This is a genomic window from Haloarcula nitratireducens, assembly GCF_019599505.1.
In genome coordinates, this window is record NZ_RKLT01000001.1 from 533,037 (window position 1) to 549,856 (window position 16,820).

Annotated in this window: 17 protein-coding genes and 1 pseudogene; 9 read left to right on the top strand and 9 right to left on the bottom strand. The window is 67.2% G+C overall.

Features of this window, described 5'->3' with window-relative positions:
- The first annotated feature begins 40 nt into the window (after positions 1–40).
- Positions 41–1,048: an ornithine cyclodeaminase family protein gene (locus EGH23_RS02770; protein WP_220578502.1), complete on the top strand. Its 1,008-nt coding sequence runs from the start codon at positions 41–43 to the stop codon at positions 1,046–1,048.
- Here EGH23_RS02770 and EGH23_RS02775 read toward each other — a convergent pair.
- The 3 genes from EGH23_RS02775 to srp19 all read right to left on the bottom strand — a co-directional run bounded on the left by EGH23_RS02775 (position 1,045) and on the right by srp19 (position 2,669).
- Complete coding sequence (locus EGH23_RS02775; RefSeq protein ID WP_220578503.1) at positions 1,045–2,091, bottom strand: presenilin family intramembrane aspartyl protease PSH; 1,047 nt, start codon at positions 2,089–2,091, stop codon at positions 1,045–1,047. The two genes, EGH23_RS02770 and EGH23_RS02775, sit on opposite strands and share 4 nt — an antisense overlap.
- A 75-nt stretch (positions 2,092–2,166) precedes the next feature.
- Positions 2,167–2,394 (bottom strand): H/ACA ribonucleoprotein complex subunit GAR1, encoded by a 228-nt coding sequence (locus EGH23_RS02780; RefSeq protein ID WP_162316467.1) that lies wholly within the window; start codon positions 2,392–2,394, stop codon positions 2,167–2,169.
- Positions 2,391–2,669 carry a signal recognition particle subunit SRP19 gene (srp19, locus tag EGH23_RS02785; protein ID WP_162316466.1) on the bottom strand — a complete coding sequence of 93 codons (279 nt, stop codon included), beginning with the start codon at positions 2,667–2,669 and terminating at the stop codon, positions 2,391–2,393. The genes EGH23_RS02780 and srp19 overlap by 4 nt, the downstream gene beginning before the upstream one ends.
- An 89-nt stretch (positions 2,670–2,758) precedes the next feature.
- On the opposite strand from srp19, the gene EGH23_RS02790 reads away from it, so the two are divergent.
- Both EGH23_RS02790 and EGH23_RS02795 read left to right on the top strand, forming a co-directional pair.
- Positions 2,759–3,493 carry a CAP domain-containing protein gene (locus EGH23_RS02790; RefSeq protein WP_220578504.1) on the top strand — a complete coding sequence of 245 codons (735 nt, stop codon included), beginning with the start codon at positions 2,759–2,761 and terminating at the stop codon, positions 3,491–3,493.
- Positions 3,494–3,564: 71 nt separating this feature from the next.
- Entirely contained in the window at positions 3,565–3,828 is a 264-nt protein-coding gene (locus EGH23_RS02795) for a DUF2250 domain-containing protein (protein ID WP_220578505.1), read from the top strand.
- On the opposite strand, the gene EGH23_RS02800 is transcribed toward EGH23_RS02795, so the two are convergent.
- Together EGH23_RS02800 and coxB are read right to left on the bottom strand one after the other, a co-directional pair.
- Positions 3,825–4,256 (bottom strand): MaoC family dehydratase, encoded by a 432-nt coding sequence (locus EGH23_RS02800; RefSeq protein ID WP_220578506.1) that lies wholly within the window; start codon positions 4,254–4,256, stop codon positions 3,825–3,827. The two genes, EGH23_RS02795 and EGH23_RS02800, sit on opposite strands and share 4 nt — an antisense overlap.
- Positions 4,257–4,520: 264 nt before the next feature.
- A pseudogene (coxB, locus tag EGH23_RS02805) lies at positions 4,521–5,270 on the bottom strand (cytochrome c oxidase subunit II); the annotation flags it as partial.
- A 488-nt stretch (positions 5,271–5,758) separates the two neighbouring features.
- Here coxB and EGH23_RS02810 point away from each other — a divergent pair.
- Together EGH23_RS02810 and EGH23_RS02815 are read left to right on the top strand one after the other, a co-directional pair.
- The gene (locus EGH23_RS02810; RefSeq protein WP_220578508.1) at positions 5,759–7,108 is read left to right on the top strand and encodes a cohesin domain-containing protein; all 1,350 of its coding nucleotides are present in this window, start codon (positions 5,759–5,761) and stop codon (positions 7,106–7,108) included.
- 102 nt (positions 7,109–7,210) lie between these two features.
- Complete coding sequence (locus tag EGH23_RS02815; protein ID WP_220578509.1) at positions 7,211–8,182, top strand: glycosyltransferase; 972 nt, start codon at positions 7,211–7,213, stop codon at positions 8,180–8,182.
- A 20-nt stretch (positions 8,183–8,202) separates the two neighbouring features.
- On the opposite strand, the gene EGH23_RS02820 is transcribed toward EGH23_RS02815, so the two are convergent.
- The gene (locus tag EGH23_RS02820) at positions 8,203–9,729 is read right to left on the bottom strand and encodes a lipopolysaccharide biosynthesis protein (protein WP_220578510.1); all 1,527 of its coding nucleotides are present in this window, start codon (positions 9,727–9,729) and stop codon (positions 8,203–8,205) included.
- Between the two features lie 140 nt (positions 9,730–9,869).
- Between EGH23_RS02820 and EGH23_RS02825 the strand changes: the two genes are divergently transcribed.
- Positions 9,870–10,793: a glycosyltransferase family 2 protein gene (locus EGH23_RS02825; RefSeq protein ID WP_220578511.1), complete on the top strand. Its 924-nt coding sequence runs from the start codon at positions 9,870–9,872 to the stop codon at positions 10,791–10,793.
- Between the two features lie 4 nt (positions 10,794–10,797).
- Here the strand turns inward: EGH23_RS02825 and EGH23_RS02830 are convergent, their stop codons facing one another.
- Positions 10,798–12,225 (bottom strand): polysaccharide deacetylase family protein, encoded by a 1,428-nt coding sequence (locus EGH23_RS02830; RefSeq protein WP_220578512.1) that lies wholly within the window; start codon positions 12,223–12,225, stop codon positions 10,798–10,800.
- A gap of 241 nt (positions 12,226–12,466) precedes the next feature.
- Here EGH23_RS02830 and EGH23_RS02835 point away from each other — a divergent pair, with 241 nt between their 5' ends.
- The 3 genes from EGH23_RS02835 (at position 12,467) to EGH23_RS02845 (ending at position 15,297) form a co-directional block, all read left to right on the top strand.
- The gene (locus tag EGH23_RS02835; RefSeq protein WP_220578513.1) at positions 12,467–13,114 is read left to right on the top strand and encodes a hypothetical protein; all 648 of its coding nucleotides are present in this window, start codon (positions 12,467–12,469) and stop codon (positions 13,112–13,114) included.
- 108 nt (positions 13,115–13,222) lie between these two features.
- Entirely contained in the window at positions 13,223–14,626 is a 1,404-nt protein-coding gene (locus EGH23_RS02840) for a heme o synthase (protein ID WP_220578514.1), read from the top strand.
- Positions 14,623–15,297 (top strand): DUF7546 family protein, encoded by a 675-nt coding sequence (locus tag EGH23_RS02845; RefSeq protein ID WP_220578515.1) that lies wholly within the window; start codon positions 14,623–14,625, stop codon positions 15,295–15,297. The genes EGH23_RS02840 and EGH23_RS02845 overlap by 4 nt, the downstream gene beginning before the upstream one ends.
- 78 nt (positions 15,298–15,375) lie before the next feature.
- On the opposite strand, the gene EGH23_RS02850 is transcribed toward EGH23_RS02845, so the two are convergent.
- The gene (locus EGH23_RS02850) at positions 15,376–15,930 is read right to left on the bottom strand and encodes a hypothetical protein (RefSeq protein WP_220578516.1); all 555 of its coding nucleotides are present in this window, start codon (positions 15,928–15,930) and stop codon (positions 15,376–15,378) included.
- A gap of 2 nt (positions 15,931–15,932) precedes the next feature.
- Positions 15,933–16,769, bottom strand: coding sequence for a DsbA family protein (locus EGH23_RS02855; protein WP_328765778.1), 837 nt, complete (start codon positions 16,767–16,769; stop codon positions 15,933–15,935).
- Positions 16,770–16,820: the final 51 nt, after the last annotated feature.

A 16,820-nucleotide genomic window follows, 5' to 3' on the forward strand; every position in this document is an offset into this window, starting at 1 on the left:
TGTCCCGTACGTTAACAAGCGGCCGCTCGAAACGTGGCGTATGCCCACCGACGCGACTGCGCTGTTCCTCACGAGCGACGAGATAGCCGACCTCGCCGACCCCGCCGACTACGTGGACCCGGTCCGCGAGGGGTACCGGGAACGGGGCGAGGGCGCGCCGGCGGAGCCACGAACGACGCTGTTCAACGATGACCCTGCAGGGATGCTCACCGGGTATCTCGCTATCCTCCCCGAGACGGGCGCGATGGGCGGGTACACGTACGCCGCGGGATTCGGCGGCCGCGACGCCCACTTCTCGTTGCCGATCTTCGACGCGGAGTCGGGCGACCCGCTCGCGCTCATAGACGGCGCGAGCATGAACCCGCTGAAGACCGGTGCCGCGGGAGCGGTCGGCGTCGACGCGCTCGCGCGACGGGACGCCACCGACCTCGCGGTCATCGGGAGCGGAACGCAGGCTCGCGGACAGGTGCGAGCGGCCGCGACGGTCAGGGACTTCGACCGCATCGAGGTGTACTCCCCGACGCAGGACCACCGCCAGTCGTTCGCGGCGGAGATGAACGAGAACCTGGACGCGACCGTCGCCGCCGTCGCCTCGTCGGCGGCGGCCGTCGAGGGCGCGGACGTGATCATCACGGCGACGAACGCCGGCGAGCCGGTCTTCGACGGCGACGTGCTCGAACCGGGCGCACACGTCACGGCGATGGGGCAGTACCACTCGGAGAAACGCGAGCTCGACACGACCACAATCGAACGAGCGACGTACGTGCCCGACCTGCGCGCTCGCGTCACGCGGGACGCCGGGTCGTTCATCCACGCGATGGAGGAGGGCGTCGTCGACGAGGACGACGTCCACGCCGAGCTCGGCGAGGTCGTCGCCGGCAAGGAGTCGGGTCGAACGTCGCCCGAAGAGGTCACGGTGTTCGACTCGGGCGGAACGGCGATCGAGACCGTCGCGGCCGGGAAGATGCTGTACGACCGCGCCCGCGAGGCGGGCGTCGGCGAGGAGATAGAGTTCTCGCCCGCCAGCGAGGCGATGGACGGCCGTTAGACGTACGGACCGAGTCCGAGGGCGTCGACGAGGGTGATCCCGGCCGCGAGCGCGCCGACGACGTAGCCGGCGATGGTCCCGCCGTTGAGGAGCGGGAGACCGGCGTGTGCACGACCTTTAAGCACCATCCAGAGGAGAATCCCGAGACCGACGAAGGTGCCGACCATCGCGGTAAGCGCCGGGAGCGCCACGCCGAGGACCGTCGTAACCCCCTCGGGTGCGAAGAAGGCGGCGCTGGCGACCAGTACCGTCGGGATGACGGCGTCGCCGAGCCCGATGAACAGCGCGTCCCGTTCGAGCGCGCCGTCGTCCGATGCGTCGCCCTTTTCGGCTGTTTCAGCTCCCTCGACGCCGTCAGCAGTGGTCTCGGCCGGAGACGAGTCGCCGCCGTCCGCCGCGGCGTCGGCGTCGCGCTCGCCGGTCGGATCGGGCGTCTCCGCGTCGAGGAAGGAGTACGACGCCGAGAGCGGGATCACGAGCACGACGGGGACTTTCAGGTCCATCACGCCCGAGGCCAGCGTCAGCATGTGTTCGGTGCCGTAGACGCTGATGGCGTCGTAGACGGCCAGGACGGTGAGCAACACGAGCGACGGGAGGACGCCGAAGCTGATGCCGAACAGCCCCGCGCCGGCCGCGCCCATCACCGCGCCGGCGGTGTCGATGACGTACCATTCGGGGTGAACCAGCAGGGCGATGCCGAGGCCCGCGGCGAGACCCACTGCGAGGACGTTGATGCCGCCGTAGGTGACGACCGGTGGAATGAGGACCCGGAACACGTACAGCGAGAGCCACGCTCCCGAGAAGACGACGAGGCCGCGTATCAACTGGTCGGCGTCGTAGCGAAACGCCAGCAACATCACGCCCGTCGCGACGAGGATTCCCAGTATGTAGAAGATGCTGTTGGCCGGGTTCGACGGGTCTTCGACCGCTTGGTACCCGGCGGTCTGGAACGGTTCGACCAGCGCGAGCGCGCCGAGTTGCACGAACAGGAAGATACCCGCGATGAGACCACACCCCGCGACAGCACGCCAGCGCCTATCCATGTGATAACGTGTGCGAGGCCGCGATTTGAGGGTTACGGAGGCGTGCGAACGGAGTCGTCTCCGCGCGGTTCGCCGCTACCGAGCGTACAGCGTGGTCCCCAGCAGCCCGGGGAGGTGAACGCCCTCGGCCGGCGAGACGGCCACGTACGGCCGGTCCACCGGGCCGAAGACGTCGACGACCGAGCCGACCGTCGTCAGTTCCTCGTCGAGCGTCTCGGTGCCCACGTCCGCGTACCCCTCGTCGGGCGAGCGGACCACCGCGAGGCCCTGAGCGACCCTGACGACGGAGCCGACGCGCTTCATTCGCGCAGCGCCTGCAGGTAGACGGCGACGGCGCCGAGGAGGTCCGTCTTCGTGGCGTCGTCGGCGTTCTTCACGAGCACGCGCCCGCGGGTCTCGTACTCCCGGGGATACGCCTTGTCGCGCTCGATGACGGCGTCGTAGCCGACCTGTTGGACGGCCTTGGCGATCTCGTCCACAGTCGGATCCGCGATGGCGACGTCGCGGGGGACCCGTCGGCCCTCGCTGCGCGAGCGCTCCGCGTCGAAGGCCGCCGGCCAGATTACGTTCTCGACCATATAGGCAGTGGCCATCCCTGGCTAAAGTGCCTTTCCGATGCCACCGGTGAAGGTACACTTACATATCAGAACGAGTAACGGGTTAGCAGATGGTCAACAAGGTCCTCATCAGTTTAGCGGCGGTAGTCCTCCTCTCGGCCGTCAGCGTCGGTGTGATGATCGGGACGCAACTCGACGGCGGACTGGCGAGCACGCCGACCGAGACGCCGACGGGGCCACAGGATAGTATCGAGACGGCGACGGCGACGCCCGCGCCAGCGACGGCGACGAAGACGGCGACTCCCGTTCGAACCGAACGGCGAACGTCGATACCGCCGTCGCGGTTCGACGAGACTGCGATCTCTCAGTACGTCGCCACGTACCTCAGCGACGCACGGGCCGAGAAAGGTCTCGACAGATTCGAAACCGGCGGTAGAACGGCAAAGCGCGTCGAAGCGATGGCACAGAGCCACAGCGAAGCGATGGCCGAAGCCCGAAACGCGGCCCACACCATCGATGGCGTCACCAGCGCGGAGCGATACGAGAACCACGACCTGACGCAGTACTGCGAGTTCAAGTCGGCCGAACACTCCTACGTCGAGACCCCTCGGAGGAATCGCTTCGAGGCGGTCGGCGCGACCGTCGCCGGACAGACCTACGAAGCGAACGGCGAGACGCGGTTCAACGCGAACGACAGCGCCGTCGCACGGGCGATAGTTGACGGGTGGCTGAACTCCGGTACCTACCGCGAACGGTTGTTCCTCGACAACGCGGAGCGACTCGGCGTCGGGGTGGTCGTGACCGACGACGGCGACGTGTACGCGACCGCGAACATCTGCGGGTGACCGCTTAGCCACCGTTTTATCAGCCGATACGTTTAAGATACGTCCACCCATCAATCGTGGTATACGGTACCATGGCACAGTCACACGCACAATCGTTGCCGTCGGCCGACTCGAAACTCCTCGAAACGCTCGCCGAGACCGCGCCCGAGTACCCCACCGTCGCCGCCAGTCGCTGTCCCGTCTCGCTGGAGGAGGCCAGAGAGCGCTGTGAGCGACTCGCGACGGCGGGGCTCCTCGAACGAGTCACGGCAGAACCGGTGTACCGCGTCACCGAAGACGGTCGTCGCGTCGTCGCCGCTGCCGAGGAGACGGTCTACTCGGCGACCGGCGACTAACGCCGCTGCCAGAGGACCTGTCCGATCATCGAGAGGACGGTCTCGTCGGCGTCGGTGGTCGTCGTGACCTCCGTCGCGACGCGACCGCGCGCCTCGTCCCACACCTCTTTCTCGACGACCTCGGTCCGCACCGAGAGCGCGTCGCCCGGCCGGACCGGTGTCGGCCACCGGAGTGAGTCGACCCCCAGCGCACCCATCGCCCCGGTTCCCGACAACCGATGGTCGACGAGCAAACGCATCGTCATCGCCGCCGTGTGCCATCCGCTCGCGACCAAGTCGCCGAACATCGACCCCTCGGCGGCGTCCTCGTCGGTGTGAAACGGCTGCGGGTCGTACTGGCCCGCGAACGTCGTTATCTCTTCGCGGGTCACCTCGTACTCGCCGAAGGTCGCAGAATCACCGACAGCGAGGTCTTCGAAGTACTCCATACCGACCGCTAGCGGGGTCGGGTCCTAAATTGCGAGGAAAAACGAAGGCCGTCAGTTCGCGGTCTGGGTCGCTTGCGCGGTGTCCGTGGTCTGGGGCGTCTGCGTTGCTTCTCCGGACTGCGTCGGCTGTGCGGTCTGCGTGGCCTCTCCGCTCTGGGTCCCCTGCGGCGTTCCCGTCTGAGTACCCTGTGCCGTCTGCGTGCCCTGTGGCGTTCCCGTCGTCTGGTTGCCGGACTGACTGGTCTGATTACCCGACTGACTCGTCTGGTTGCCGGATTGGCTGCTCTGGTTGGCCTGCTGCTGGACCCACTGGTCGTACTCGTCCTGTGGCATCACGACGACCTCGCCGAGCATCTGCGAGTGGCCGGAGCCACAGTACTCCGCGCAGTAGAGCTGATACGTTCCGGTCTCCGTCGGTTTCGTCGTGAGGCGGTTGTACTGTCCGGGGAAGGCGTCGGCTTTCAGTCCCAGGCTCGGGACGTGGAACGCGTGCAGCCAGTCGCGTGACGTGACTCGTATGTTCACGTTCCTATCGACCGGGAGCCGGAGCGTTCCGGAGGACGTCGCCTGCGCCGTCTCGTTGAAACTCGAACCGTTGTGGTAGAACGACCAGCCGTAGCGGTAGGCCTGTATCTCGATGTGTTCGGGGTTCTCCTGCTGGATGTTCGCGCCTTCCGCTTCGGCCGTGACGTAAGGGTTAGCCAGCACCTGATAGGAGGCGACGCCGACGAACAGGAGGATGATCGCGGTTGCGACCGTCCACGTGATCTCGAGCCGGCGGTTCTCCATCGTCGGCAGCGGCTCGTCCTGCTTGCGGAAGCGCCAGACGGTGTAGATGAGGATCCCCTCGACGAGGACGGTGATCGGGATCGCGACGTAGAGCAGATTCATGTTCAGGTCCCAGATCTGCTCTACCGTCGTCGAGGCGGACGGCTGTGCGGCGACCGGTTCGACGGCGAGCGCGAGTAACGCCGCGCCGAACAGAGCGGCAAGACCGACACGTCTCCGGGTCATGCTCGCGGCTTAGGAAGTCACGAATAAATAACTGCTGTCTTCGGTTTCGCGGGGGCGGAATCCACCCGTCGTCGCCGGAGGACGACAGCGTTCCACACTGTCGGTTCTCTCTCGTCCTTCCGTCGCTCGTCGGGTCGGTCTCGAGTGCGGTCGCCGATCGGACTAGACGGCTCCGAACGGTGAGTAACCGGATACTGATAGCTTTCCAAGGAACCGAAAAGCGCGATAACTCGACCATTACCAAGCCACTTATCGCCGCTTTATCGCACGCATGTCGGACCAGCGCCGGCCCAGCGGACCGATCCCGCGTTCACTCCCTCCCGACGAGCGGTCGGACGACGTCGAGAGCTTCGGTGCGGTGAGGGGTGGGGAGCGCCCGCGGACGGGGACGGCCCGATGATGGGACCCGATGGTGCGGTCCGACTTCGACGGCAGCGTCGAGTACACAGTCGGCAGTACCCGTTGCCGTCCGACGAGAGAACCACAATATGAAGATACGGAAACCACAGAACAGAGCGAGCGCGAGTAGTCTGCTAGTTATCGTATTGGCCGTCGCCGTCGCCTTCGCGGGTGTCGGCGCGGCCGCGACCGCAATCGGTCCGGGCGGCGACAGGGTGGCTCAGCAACAGACACCCGACGGCGTCACCGTAATGCTCGACCCCGGCAGCGCGTCGGTCGAGGCCGGCGATACGACGACCTACGACATCGTGGTCGAGGGCGCGAGCGACGGCGTCGGCGCGGCGACGTACACGGTCAGCGTCGACGACACGAACGTGGCGACCATCGCGGACATCTCCACGGCCGGCGGCCCGTCGTTCGAGGAGACCAACGTCGCAAGTGACGGCTCCGAGGCCACGGTCTCGATGGCCGGGATGAGTTCCTCACCGAGCGGGACCGTGACGATCGGGACCGTCACCGTCGAAGGTGACGGGAGCGGAACGGCGTCCGTCTCGGTCTCGGTCAGCGCCCTCGGAACCATCCAGGGTCAGGAGTACAGCGTGTCCGACACCACGGACGCGTCGCTTACCGTCTCCGACCAGCAGGACGAAGAAGGTGAAGAAGGCGAAGAAGGTGAAGAAGGTGAAGAAGGCGAAGAAGGTGAAGAAGGCGAAGAAGGTGAAGAAGGCGAAGAAGGCGAAGAAGGTGAAGAAGGTGAAGAAGGCGAAGAAGGCGAAGACGGAGACAGTGAAGAAGGCGAAGACGGAGACAGCGAAGAAGGTGAAGAAGGTGAAGAAGGTGAAGAAGGCGAAGAAGGCGAAGACGGAGACAGCGAAGAAGGCGAAGACGGAGACAGCGAAGAAGGCGAAGAAGACGAACACGATCACGACGACGGGGACAGTGAAGAAGGCGAAGAAGGTGAAGAAGACGGAGACAGTGAAGAAGGCGAAGACGGTGACGAACACGAGCACGACGACGGGGACAGTGAAGAAGGCGAAGACCGAGCAGACGCCTACTACCAGATCGACCTCGTCAAGGGCGAGCCGATAGAGAAGTTCGGCGACGCCGACAGCGAGAAGTTCTACAGCGACCAGAAGCGCCTCATCAAGTACGTCCACGGTAGCTCCGACGACGCGATCACGCGGCACGGACAGCCCTCGACGCTGTCGGAGGAGACGAAACACGCCGTCGAAGTGAAGGACTATCACGTGGAGGACGGCGAGGCGACGATGACGTTCGAAGTCGAGAAGGACTGCGGGATGAAGCTCACGCTGGTGAGCTACGAGAAGGAAGGCCCCGGCTGGAGCCGCGAGCGCGCGGACCAGCAGGAACTCGAAGACTCGGTGACCGACACGTACGACCACGGCACCCACACGGTGACGGTCGACGTGCCCGAGTAGCGCCGTAACCGCCACAACCCACCGTTTTTTCGACGCGCGTCTTTCGCGGTACCAGCCGTATAAATCGGCTAACAAAGTGGTTCGTCCGCCGAGAGTCGGCTAATGGGTGCCGGTGACTCCCCGCTGGTCAGCGTCGTCGTGCCGACCTACGAGCGGCCGACGTTCCTCGTAGACGCCGTCGAGAGCGTCCTCGCGCAGCGGTATCGACCGATAGAACTGGTGGTCGTCGACGACGGCTCGACCGCCGACGTCGAGCGGGCGCTCGCCGACGCGACGTTCGGCGACGAGTCATTGTCGGATCTCACGCGATACGCGGTCTGTCGCCACGACGAGAACCGGGGCGCGAACGCCGCGCGAAACACCGGCATCGAGGCCGCGACCGGCGAGTACGTCGCGTTTCTGGACGACGACGACCGCTGGGAGCCGACGAAACTCACTCGGCAGGTGGCGGCCTTGCGGACGGCCGACGACGCGGCCGTCGCGTTCACCGGCCAACGGTGTGTCGACGCGTCCGGGACGACCACCGCCGTCACGCGCCCGCCGACCGCTGGCGATTTCCTCGGAAATGTCGCATCTGGAGCCGAGTACGGACCGTTTTCGACGGTCGTGGTCCGGGCAAACGTGTTCGACGAGGTCGGCGCGCTCGACGAGCGGTTCCCCTGCTGGCAGGACAAGGAGTGGTACGTCCGCCTCGCCGCGGCGTTCGAGTGCGTTTCCGTCCCCGATCCGCTGACGGTTCGACGGTTCACCGGCCACGGCCAGATCTCGGACGACTACGCGCAAAAACGCGACGTGGCGTTTCCGTTGCTGATCGAGAAACACCGAGAGACCGTCGCAGAAGGAGGCGAGAGCTACGAACGGGCGTTTCTCGCTTCGCTGCTTCGCGAACTCGCGGTCGCCGCCGCCCGGAACGGACGCCGCCGCGAGGCGGTCACCTACCTGTGTCGGTCGCTCCGCCACCGACCGACGAGGCTTCGCACCTACGCGTATCTCCTGGCGTCGCTCGGCGGGAAGTACACGTGGGTTCCGGCCCGAGCGTGTCGGCGCACGCTCGCGCGAGCGCTCGACGGATAGCGCAGTGGTGCCGTCGCGAGTCAGGTCAGCGCGTCGCGGACGACGGCGACGTCGCTCTCGAGTTCCGTCTCGAACGCCCGCGCGCCCAGGACGAGGAAGAGGGGATAGGCGACGACGCCGACCGCGACGAGACAGCACAGCGCAGCCAACGGCGAAACCGGGGGGAGCGCAGCCGCCGTCGCGAGGACGACGACCCCCATCGAGAGCGCCGCGACGGTCGGGAGGGCGACCGCCCGGAGGAACCGCCGCGGGCTCCCGTCGACGACGCGGAGGGCAACGGCGAGCGCGACCGGGTTCTGGGCGACGGCGCTGGCGACGAGGACGGCGGCGACGCCGCTGAACCCCCATCTGAGAGCCGCCGGGTAGACGAGCGCCGCGACGATGGCGAGCCGCGACAGCTGGAGGACCGTGCTGTACTGGGGTCGCCCGGTCGCCTGAAAGAGCGGGCCGACGACGGCGACCAGCGCCCGGAGCGCCCCCCAGAGCGCCAGCAACCGCATCGCGGCGACGATGGGAAGCCAGTCGGGACCGAGGACGGCCCGGACGAACACCGGGGCGACGACGGCGATGCCGACGGCCATCGGGAACGCGAGGGCGACGACGATTCGAACCGTCCTGAAGAAGCCCTGACGGAGCCGCTCGACGTCGTCCTGAACCTTCGAGAACGCCGGGAACGTCGCCTTCGAGACGACGTGGCTCACCTCGGTCGCGGGCGCGTTCGAGAGCCGGAACGCCATCTGGTAGAGCCCGAGCGCCGACGCGCCGAGCAGCCAGCCGACCAGCGCGTCGTCGCCCTGATTGAGCGCCAGCAGCACCAGTCCGGAGCCGAATATCCACTTCCCGAATCCCAGCAGTTCCCGCGCCGCCGATGCGTCGAACGCCAGTCCGGGTCGGTAGCCGTGGATGGCGTGTGACACCGCGGTGCGGACGGCCGCGCCCGCGACCACCCCCAGCACCAGCGCCCAGACGTTCTGAGAGACGAGGGCGACGGCGACGGCGACGGCCACCTGCGCGACGGTGCCCGAGAGCGTGTAGACGAACTGGCGGTGGAAGGCCAACTCCTTTCGGAAGTAGACGACGCCGGGATTTCGGAGGCCCGCGAGGAGCGGCGAGAGGGCGAGTATCGGAAGTATCGACCGTAACTGCGGTTCGGCGAACACCCCGGCGACGGTCGGTGCGGCGGCGACGGTGACGACGGCGATGACGACGCCGCGGCCGATGGTGAGGGTCCACGTCGTATCGAGGTAGGCGTCCACGTCCGCCTCCTCGCGCTGTATCAGCGCCTCGTCGAGACCGAGTCTGGAGACGCGACGGAGCACGGCGAGGACGAGCAGTCCCAGACCCAGGAGGCCGAAATCCGCGGGTGCGAGCACTCGCGCGAGGACGACGAACATCCCGAGCCGGAGGACTCGATCGGCGACCGTCAGCAGCGACAGCCAGACGCCGCCGGTCGCGGTTCGCTCCATGACCGAGTCGCCGGGCGTGAGAAGGCGCGGGACCAGTCGAACGAGTCGAACTGCGCCGACGAGTCGTGATACGAGCCCCACAGCGGCGCTGTGAGTGGGGACGCGCAAAGTTATGGGACTCCTACGACCGGAACGGCGTTCCGCAATCGGAGCGGGACGGATCGGAGAGCGCGGAAGACGGTGCATAGCTATACCGGCGTCGGACGGCATCGCAGGCAGAGATGGCCCCCGACGGAGCCGTACCGACCGTCTCGGTGATCGTCCCGGTGTACGACGACCCCGAGGGGGTCGACCGGACGCTGCGAGCACTCACCGAGCAGACCGTCTCGACGCCCTACGAGGTGCTGGTGGTCGACAACGGGTCGACCGACCGGACGCCGGCGGTCGTCGCGTCGTACTGCCGGGAGCATCCCGACCTCGTAGAACTGCTCGTTGAGGACGAGATTCAGGGCTCCTACGCCGCCCGCAACGCCGGCATCGAGCGAGCGGGCGGCGAGGTACTGGCGTTCGTCGACGCCGACGTGCAGGTCGAACCGACGTGGGTCGACGACGTGGCCGCGGCGATGCAGTCGGCGGCGTACGTCGGCTTCGACGTACAGATCGAGGGGCGACCCGAGGACGGCCCGGTCGTCGCGTTCAACCACGTCTCGGAGTTCCCGGTCGAACGCTACATAGAGGAGGAACAGTTCGCGCCGACCTGTTGTCTGGCGGTTCGACGCGAGGTCGTCGAGGCCGTCGGGCCCTTCGACGAGCGGTTCCGCTCCTCGGGCGACGTCGAGTTCGGTCGTCGGGTCCACGACGCCGGGTTCGAGCAGGCGTTCGACCCGTCGGTCACGATGTACCACCCACCGCGGTCGGCGGTGGCGCTCCTGAAAAAGTACGTCAGAGTCGGCCGCGGACTCGGCCAGCGACGGCGCTTCTATCCGGAGCGGTTCGACAGACATCCGCTATTTACGCCCGCCAACTACCTCCCGACGATCTCGCCCCGAAAGCTGCGTAGCTCGGCGAGAGAAGTGCAGGGACGGGCCGAGACGACGTTTCCGCTCTATACGCTGTGCGTGTTCTACGTCTTAGAGCAACTCCAGAAGGTCTGTATGGGCGTCGGACGGCTGGCCGATAGCGTGATGGCCGACGACACTCGCTGACTTATCAGTCGTTCGACCACGCCGCGGCGAGCTCGTTCATCGTCGCGTCGTCGATCTTCTTCCCGTTCGTCCGCGGGACGTACTCGTTCTCTCGGTACCAGTGGACCGCTCGCTGGGCCTCGACGCCCTCGAAGTTGCCGTCGCCCGCCACTGCTTCGCGGATGGAGAGCGGGACGATCTCCTCGACCGGCGGCGACTGGAGTTCGGTCAGCTGCTTCGAGGGCCGGATCGCCTCGATACTACTGTCGGCGATTCGGTCCATCGTCGCTCGGAAGTCGTCCTCGGAGATCCAGCCCTCCGCGCCGACCTGGTGGTACGCGAGCACGGCCGTCTGGTTGTACTTCTCGGCCAAGTCGAGCACGTCGTAGACTCGCTCCAACTCCTCGCCGAACACCCGGCCGACGGTCAGCGGGCCGGTGAGTTGCCGTCCGTGGGGCAAGCTACCGTCCGTCACCGCGAGGTAGTGGTAGTCGCTGACGATGTCCCGTATCCGGGGCGAGTTCCCGCTCCATGGGTAGGAGAACATCGACGCACCGCGCTCGAACCCGCGGTCGAGGAGCCACTTCTTGTTCTCCTCGATCTGTGCGCGAGCGTCCGCGTTCGAGAGATCGGGGAGGTGCTCGTGGTCGACGGTGTGGCTACCGATCTCCCAGCCGGCGTCGCGCATCTCGCGCATCTCGTCCTCGCCGATGTAGTTGCTGCTGCTGGCCCGCGCGGAGTTTATCATCGTGAGCCCCGGGATGCCGCGGTCCTCCATGATGGGTAGCGCGTTCGTGTACTGGGTGATGCCGCCGTCGTCGAACGTGACGATGACCCGCCCCGTATCGGCCCGCTCGGTCGTCCGCAGGTCGTCGACCCACACCCGGAGGTCCGTATCGAAGTCCCGGTAGAACTCCAGAGAGATGGCGTCGACGCTGCTGAGGTCCGGGTCGCCGTACTCGCTGGTGACGCCGAGGTCGATGCGGAACCACCCGTAGGAGGTCGTGATGGTCCGCCGGCGCATCTCGACGTAGTCGTCGCCGCTGTAGGCCCGAACGTCGAGCTGCTCGGTAGACGGACTCTCCAGTCGGAGCGCTATCGAGAGGTCCTTGTTCGAGAGGTCGATCGGGTCGTCGAAGTAGCGGACGATCTCGAGGTCGGTGCCCTCGTCCGGGCCCAAGAGCAGTTCGGCGGACTGACTGCCCCGGTAGGGCTGGTCAGTCGTGGCGTTGAGATGCCCCGACTGTGCCGTCCACCGGCTCAGGTCCTCGAAGTCGTCGAGCAGTTGGCCGCTGTCTGCGTAGCGTTCCGCGGTGTCGAAGGCCGTATTGAGCAGCGGATGTTCGGTCGCCGCTCGTGCCCGCCCGATACTGGCGGTCGTCCCCAGCGCGGTGAGCGCGGCAGCCCCCCGTTTGAGCAGCCCGTGGCGCGAAATCGGATTTCGGCTGGTCATGTCAGAATAGCTGTCGATACTGCTACCCACCGCATTGTTATGCCGCCGCTTGCTCGAGCCGGTACCTGTTTATAGAACGCCTGACGCCCGAGCGATCGGACCGAAGGCGGCGTGTTACCGGGGTCAAACGCTCCATAACAATGGCCGGAACCGCCGAAGCCAGCGTACTGATGCATCCGGAGTCTCGCGCGCCAGACCGCACCGCCTCACAGTCGCTCGAAGCGACTGTCCCCCACTGACCATGCGCCGGCACTCTCGCGGCGTCGTCGCCGTCGCCTGCCTGCTCGTGCTCGCAGTCCTCGCACCGGCGGCCGCCGTCGCCGCCCCCGCCGACGCCGTCGGCGTGACGACGACCGTCTCGACCGCCACGGTCGAACCCGGCGACGCCATCACCGTCGAAGCGACCATCGACGGCGACGGCGTCCACGGCCCGCTAATCGACGCCAACGTCCCCGACGGCTGGACCGTTGAGGCGGTTGACGACGACGGTGGAACGTACAAGTCCTCGACGAACGAGTGGCTCTGGCTCACCGCCGGGGACTACACCGTGACGTACACGCTCACGGTTCCCTCGACGGCTTCGGCCGGCGAGTACACCGTCGAGAACGAGGGGTCCGGTATCTACCCGTCGACCTCCGAGTACGTCGCCGACACCGACGCCGTCACCGTCACGGTGGAGTCGACAGAGGCGATGACGGTGCGCGAGGCCGTCGCGAGTTACGGCGACGGCGACGACTCGCGCGTCGAGGACGGCGAGATCCAACAGGCCGTCAACTGGTGGCAGACCGACGCCGAGGTGCCGAACACCGGCGGGCAGACCATCGACGACGCGACCATCCAGCAACTCGTCTCCGACTGGGTGACCGGTGCCGAAATCGGCGGCAACTGAGCCGTCGGACCCGCGGGGCGTTCTTTCTTTCCGGCACCGTCGCCCGAACCCGGCTCCCCCGACGGGAAAAGCGAGGAGTCTAAGTGTGCGCCGTCGAAGGATACGGTAATGGCAGAGAGCCGTACGTTCACCGGGTCGCTGGCCGCCACCGCCGTCGGCGTCTACCTCCTCGTCATCGCCGGCGCGACGGCCGCCATCACCGACGCGGTGACCGCCTGTACCTCGTGGCCGCTCTGTCGGGGGCCGGTGACGCTCTCGAACCCGTCCCTGCTGATCGCCAGCGGCCACCGCCTGACCGCCGCGGTCGTCGGCGTCCTCGCGCTCGTCACCGTCGTCCTCGGCCTCCGAGCGGCGACGCGCCGACGCGTCAAGGCCGCGTTACTGGCCGGATTGGCGCTCTACCCGATTCAGGTCGCACTGGGCGCGTTCGTCGCCACTTCCGGCGCGACCGGGCGGCTCCCCGGTGCGCACCTGGCCGTCGGCATGGCCATCTTCGGGGTGTTCGTCCTCGCGCTCGCGTGGCACCTCGAAGCCGAGACGGGCAGCGACGACGAGGAACCCGTCGACGACCTCTCGCCGGCCCCGATGCCCGACGAAAGCGACGGCGAGGACGGTTCGGTTCCGCGAGCCGCGCTCTCGACGCGAGAGCGCGTCCTCGGCACGGCGTACGCGTACTTCCGACTGATGAAACCGCGCCTGATGTGGCTCCTGTGTCTGGTCGCCGCCGCCGGGATGGCGCTGAACGCCGGCCAGTCGCTCACCGTTCGGACGGTGCTGCTGACGCTGGGCGGCGGCGTCCTCGCCATCGGCGCGTCGGGCACGTTCAACCACGTCCTCGAACGCGACATCGACAAGCGGATGGACCGCACCGCCGACCGCCCCATCGCCACGCACCAGATCCCGGTGCGCAACGCGACGACCTTCGGCGTCGCGCTGGCGGCGGCCGCGATGGCGCTGTTCTGGCAGGTGAACGTCCTCGCGGCGGCGCTGGGACTGACGGCCATCCTCTTCTACAGCGTCGTCTACACGCTCGTCCTCAAGCCGAACACCGTCCAGAACACCGTCATCGGCGGCGCGGCGGGGGCGCTCCCGGCGCTCATCGGCTGGACGGCCATCGACGGGACCATCGGGTTGGCGGGGCTGGCGCTGGCCGGCGTCATCTTCCTCTGGACGCCCGCGCACTTCTACAACCTCGCGCTCGCGTACAAGGACGACTACGAGGCCGGCGGCTTCCCGATGATGCCCGTGGTCCGCGGCGAGACAGAGACGCGCAAGCACATCGTCTACTACCTCGGCGCGACGCTGATCGCCTCGGGGATACTGGCCGCGCTCACGTCGCTCGGCTGGGTGTACGCGCTCACGTCGGCGACGCTCGGCGGCGTGTTCCTCTGGGCCGTCGTCCGCCTCCACCGCGAGCAGACCGAGGAAGCCGCGTTCCGCGCGTTCCACGCCTCGAACGCCTACCTCGGTCTCCTGTTGATCGCCATCGTCGCCGACGCGCTCGTCCTATGAGTACCATCACCCGCCGCTTCGACCCGTCGTTCGACCGCGAGACGCTGCTGTACGGCGCGTTGCTTCTCAACACGGAGCTACTGCTGGTGGCGATGCACGTCCTCTTCGGCGGGACCAGCGCCACCTCCTGGCGCGGGGTCGCCCAGTACGTCTACCCGCTGGTCTGGATAAACGCCGGCCTGCTGGTCGTCCTGAAGACGACACCGCCGCCCGTCTCAACGAAACAGCGCCGCCGCGCGCTGGCCGTCGGCGTCGCCTACTTCCTCGTTCTGGCGGCCATCGGGGGTATCGTTCGCCCCGGGTCGCCCGACATCGTCTCGTACGTCCAGTTCAACCTCCTGAAGCTCCCGCCGGGGTGGAACCCGATGTTGGCGTACTTCGGGAACGTCGTGTCCGTGACGCTCATTCCCTACAAACTCGTCGGCTACGGAGCGCTCTCGTATCTCGTCTACGTGATGGTGCTGGACACGTCGGGGCTCTCGCTCGGGAGTCTGACCGGCCTCTTCTCCTGTGTCTCCTGCGTCCTCGGGATTCTGGTGCCGACGGTATCGAGCGTGCTCGGCGGGACCGCCGCCGCCGTCGGCCAGCTAGTCCCGCAGTCATACGGCGCGGCGACCGTCGTGTATCTGGTCTCGCTCGCGCTGCTGTACTGGCGACCGATCGGGCGGTAATCTCCGAAGACGACGCCGATTCTACAGGCGGAGCAGGCCGAGTGCCTCGGGGCTTGACCCCGAGGCGGTTCACTCGTCTCAGGTCAGCCGACACTGGCGCGGGTCGCCGGCCCGGCCGAGGAAGAATAGCAGGAGCAGGAGACCGCCGACGCGGAGGAGGTCACCGTGGAACGGGAGCACCGCGAGCGCGCCCGTGAACCCGAGAAAGCCGAGGACGCCCGCCCCGCAGCTCGCGCAACCGGACGCGACGAGACCGGGGAGGACGCCGGTCAGGTCCGAGAGGCTGGACAGGCCGGCCACGCGCAACTGCGCGGCGGCGTTGACGACGGCGACGCCGGTGAGGACGGCGTAACCGACGATGAGGCCGACGCCGAAGACGCCGATGGAGCGGTACGTCGTATCGAGTAGGTCGAGGAAGGCCCGGACCAGATACCGCTGGACGCCGGCCCCGAGCATCTGCATCGTGTAGGTCGGGAACGTACTCAGGATGAGGAGGACGAAGGTGACGACGGCGAGGGCGGCGGCCGCGAGTACCCGAGTCCACGAGGTGAGGGGGTACGTCAGCGCCGCGCCGAGCCGTGTGCCGAACTGTTCGAAACGGCGTCGCCAGCCGGCGGTAGTGCGCTCGGCCATCGTCACTCCGTCAGCGACCGGATCTTGCTGTCGAATCGCGAGTACGGCTGTGCGCCCTGCAGGTCGGCCGCGGTGTCGGAGTCGGGGTCGTAGAGGACGAACGAGGGAGTCCCGTCGAGGCCCGCCCGCTTCCCGCGCTGGCGTTCCGCCTCGATCGCCGAGACGATGCCGTCGCGGTTTTCAGACATACAGGAGTCGACGGCCGACGCGTCGACGCCCTCGACGGATTCGGTCAGGTCGAGCAGGTTCGACCGGTTCGACCAGTCGCCCTGCGTGAACCCCTGCTCGTCGAACACCGTCGAGTGCCAGTTCCAGAAGGTATCCGGCGAGTCTTCGCGGACCTGTCGCCAGACGCACCGGCTCATGACCGACGCCGTCATGGAGTTCTCGCCGATGTTCGGGAACTGCAAGAGCACGACGCGGACTCGCCCCTCTGCGACGTGGGTGCGAACGAGTTTCGGGAACGTCCGCTCCTCGAACTTCTTGCAGAACGGACAGAGGTAATCGCTCCAGTAGTAGAGGTCCAGAGTCGCGTCGGGCGAGCCGACGATGGGATTGCCCGCGAGATCGACGTCGAAGCCGGTGGTTCCGGACGCCGCGTGTAACGACGGCGAGACGGGCTCCGAGGAGATCGGCGTCGATTCCTCGGTCTGTGTCGGCTGGTCCGTCGCCTCCGCGGTCGCCGTCGACTGCGACGCCGTCCCCGCGTCGGTCGATGTGGACGCGCCCGACTGCGGCGTCGACGTCGATTGTGAGTCGCCGGTACTACACCCGGCGAGGCCGGCGATAGCCGCCGCTACGCCGCCTCGCAACAACGCCCGACGTGTCTTTCGAGTCACGTGGCGGCTTTCGCCCGCCTCCCGTATAGTGGGCCGTCGCCGTTTTCTGAC

Coding starts and splice junctions, on each gene's coding strand:
- EGH23_RS02790 (WP_220578504.1), top strand. CDS start 2,759: ATGGTCAACAAGGTCCTCATCAGTTTAGCGGCGGTAGTCCTCCTCTCG.
- srp19 (WP_162316466.1), bottom strand. CDS start 2,669: ATGGTCGAGAACGTAATCTGGCCGGCGGCCTTCGACGCGGAGCGCTCG.
- EGH23_RS02815 (WP_220578509.1), top strand. CDS start 7,211: ATGGGTGCCGGTGACTCCCCGCTGGTCAGCGTCGTCGTGCCGACCTAC.
- EGH23_RS02830 (WP_220578512.1), bottom strand. CDS start 12,225: ATGACCAGCCGAAATCCGATTTCGCGCCACGGGCTGCTCAAACGGGGG.
- EGH23_RS02775 (WP_220578503.1), bottom strand. CDS start 2,091: ATGGATAGGCGCTGGCGTGCTGTCGCGGGGTGTGGTCTCATCGCGGGT.
- EGH23_RS02850 (WP_220578516.1), bottom strand. CDS start 15,930: ATGGCCGAGCGCACTACCGCCGGCTGGCGACGCCGTTTCGAACAGTTC.
- EGH23_RS02840 (WP_220578514.1), top strand. CDS start 13,223: ATGGCAGAGAGCCGTACGTTCACCGGGTCGCTGGCCGCCACCGCCGTC.
- EGH23_RS02845 (WP_220578515.1), top strand. CDS start 14,623: ATGAGTACCATCACCCGCCGCTTCGACCCGTCGTTCGACCGCGAGACG.
- EGH23_RS02800 (WP_220578506.1), bottom strand. CDS start 4,256: ATGGAGTACTTCGAAGACCTCGCTGTCGGTGATTCTGCGACCTTCGGC.
- EGH23_RS02835 (WP_220578513.1), top strand. CDS start 12,467: ATGCGCCGGCACTCTCGCGGCGTCGTCGCCGTCGCCTGCCTGCTCGTG.
- EGH23_RS02810 (WP_220578508.1), top strand. CDS start 5,759: ATGAAGATACGGAAACCACAGAACAGAGCGAGCGCGAGTAGTCTGCTA.
- EGH23_RS02825 (WP_220578511.1), top strand. CDS start 9,870: ATGGCCCCCGACGGAGCCGTACCGACCGTCTCGGTGATCGTCCCGGTG.
- EGH23_RS02780 (WP_162316467.1), bottom strand. CDS start 2,394: ATGAAGCGCGTCGGCTCCGTCGTCAGGGTCGCTCAGGGCCTCGCGGTG.
- EGH23_RS02795 (WP_220578505.1), top strand. CDS start 3,565: ATGGCACAGTCACACGCACAATCGTTGCCGTCGGCCGACTCGAAACTC.
- EGH23_RS02770 (WP_220578502.1), top strand. CDS start 41: ATGCCCACCGACGCGACTGCGCTGTTCCTCACGAGCGACGAGATAGCC.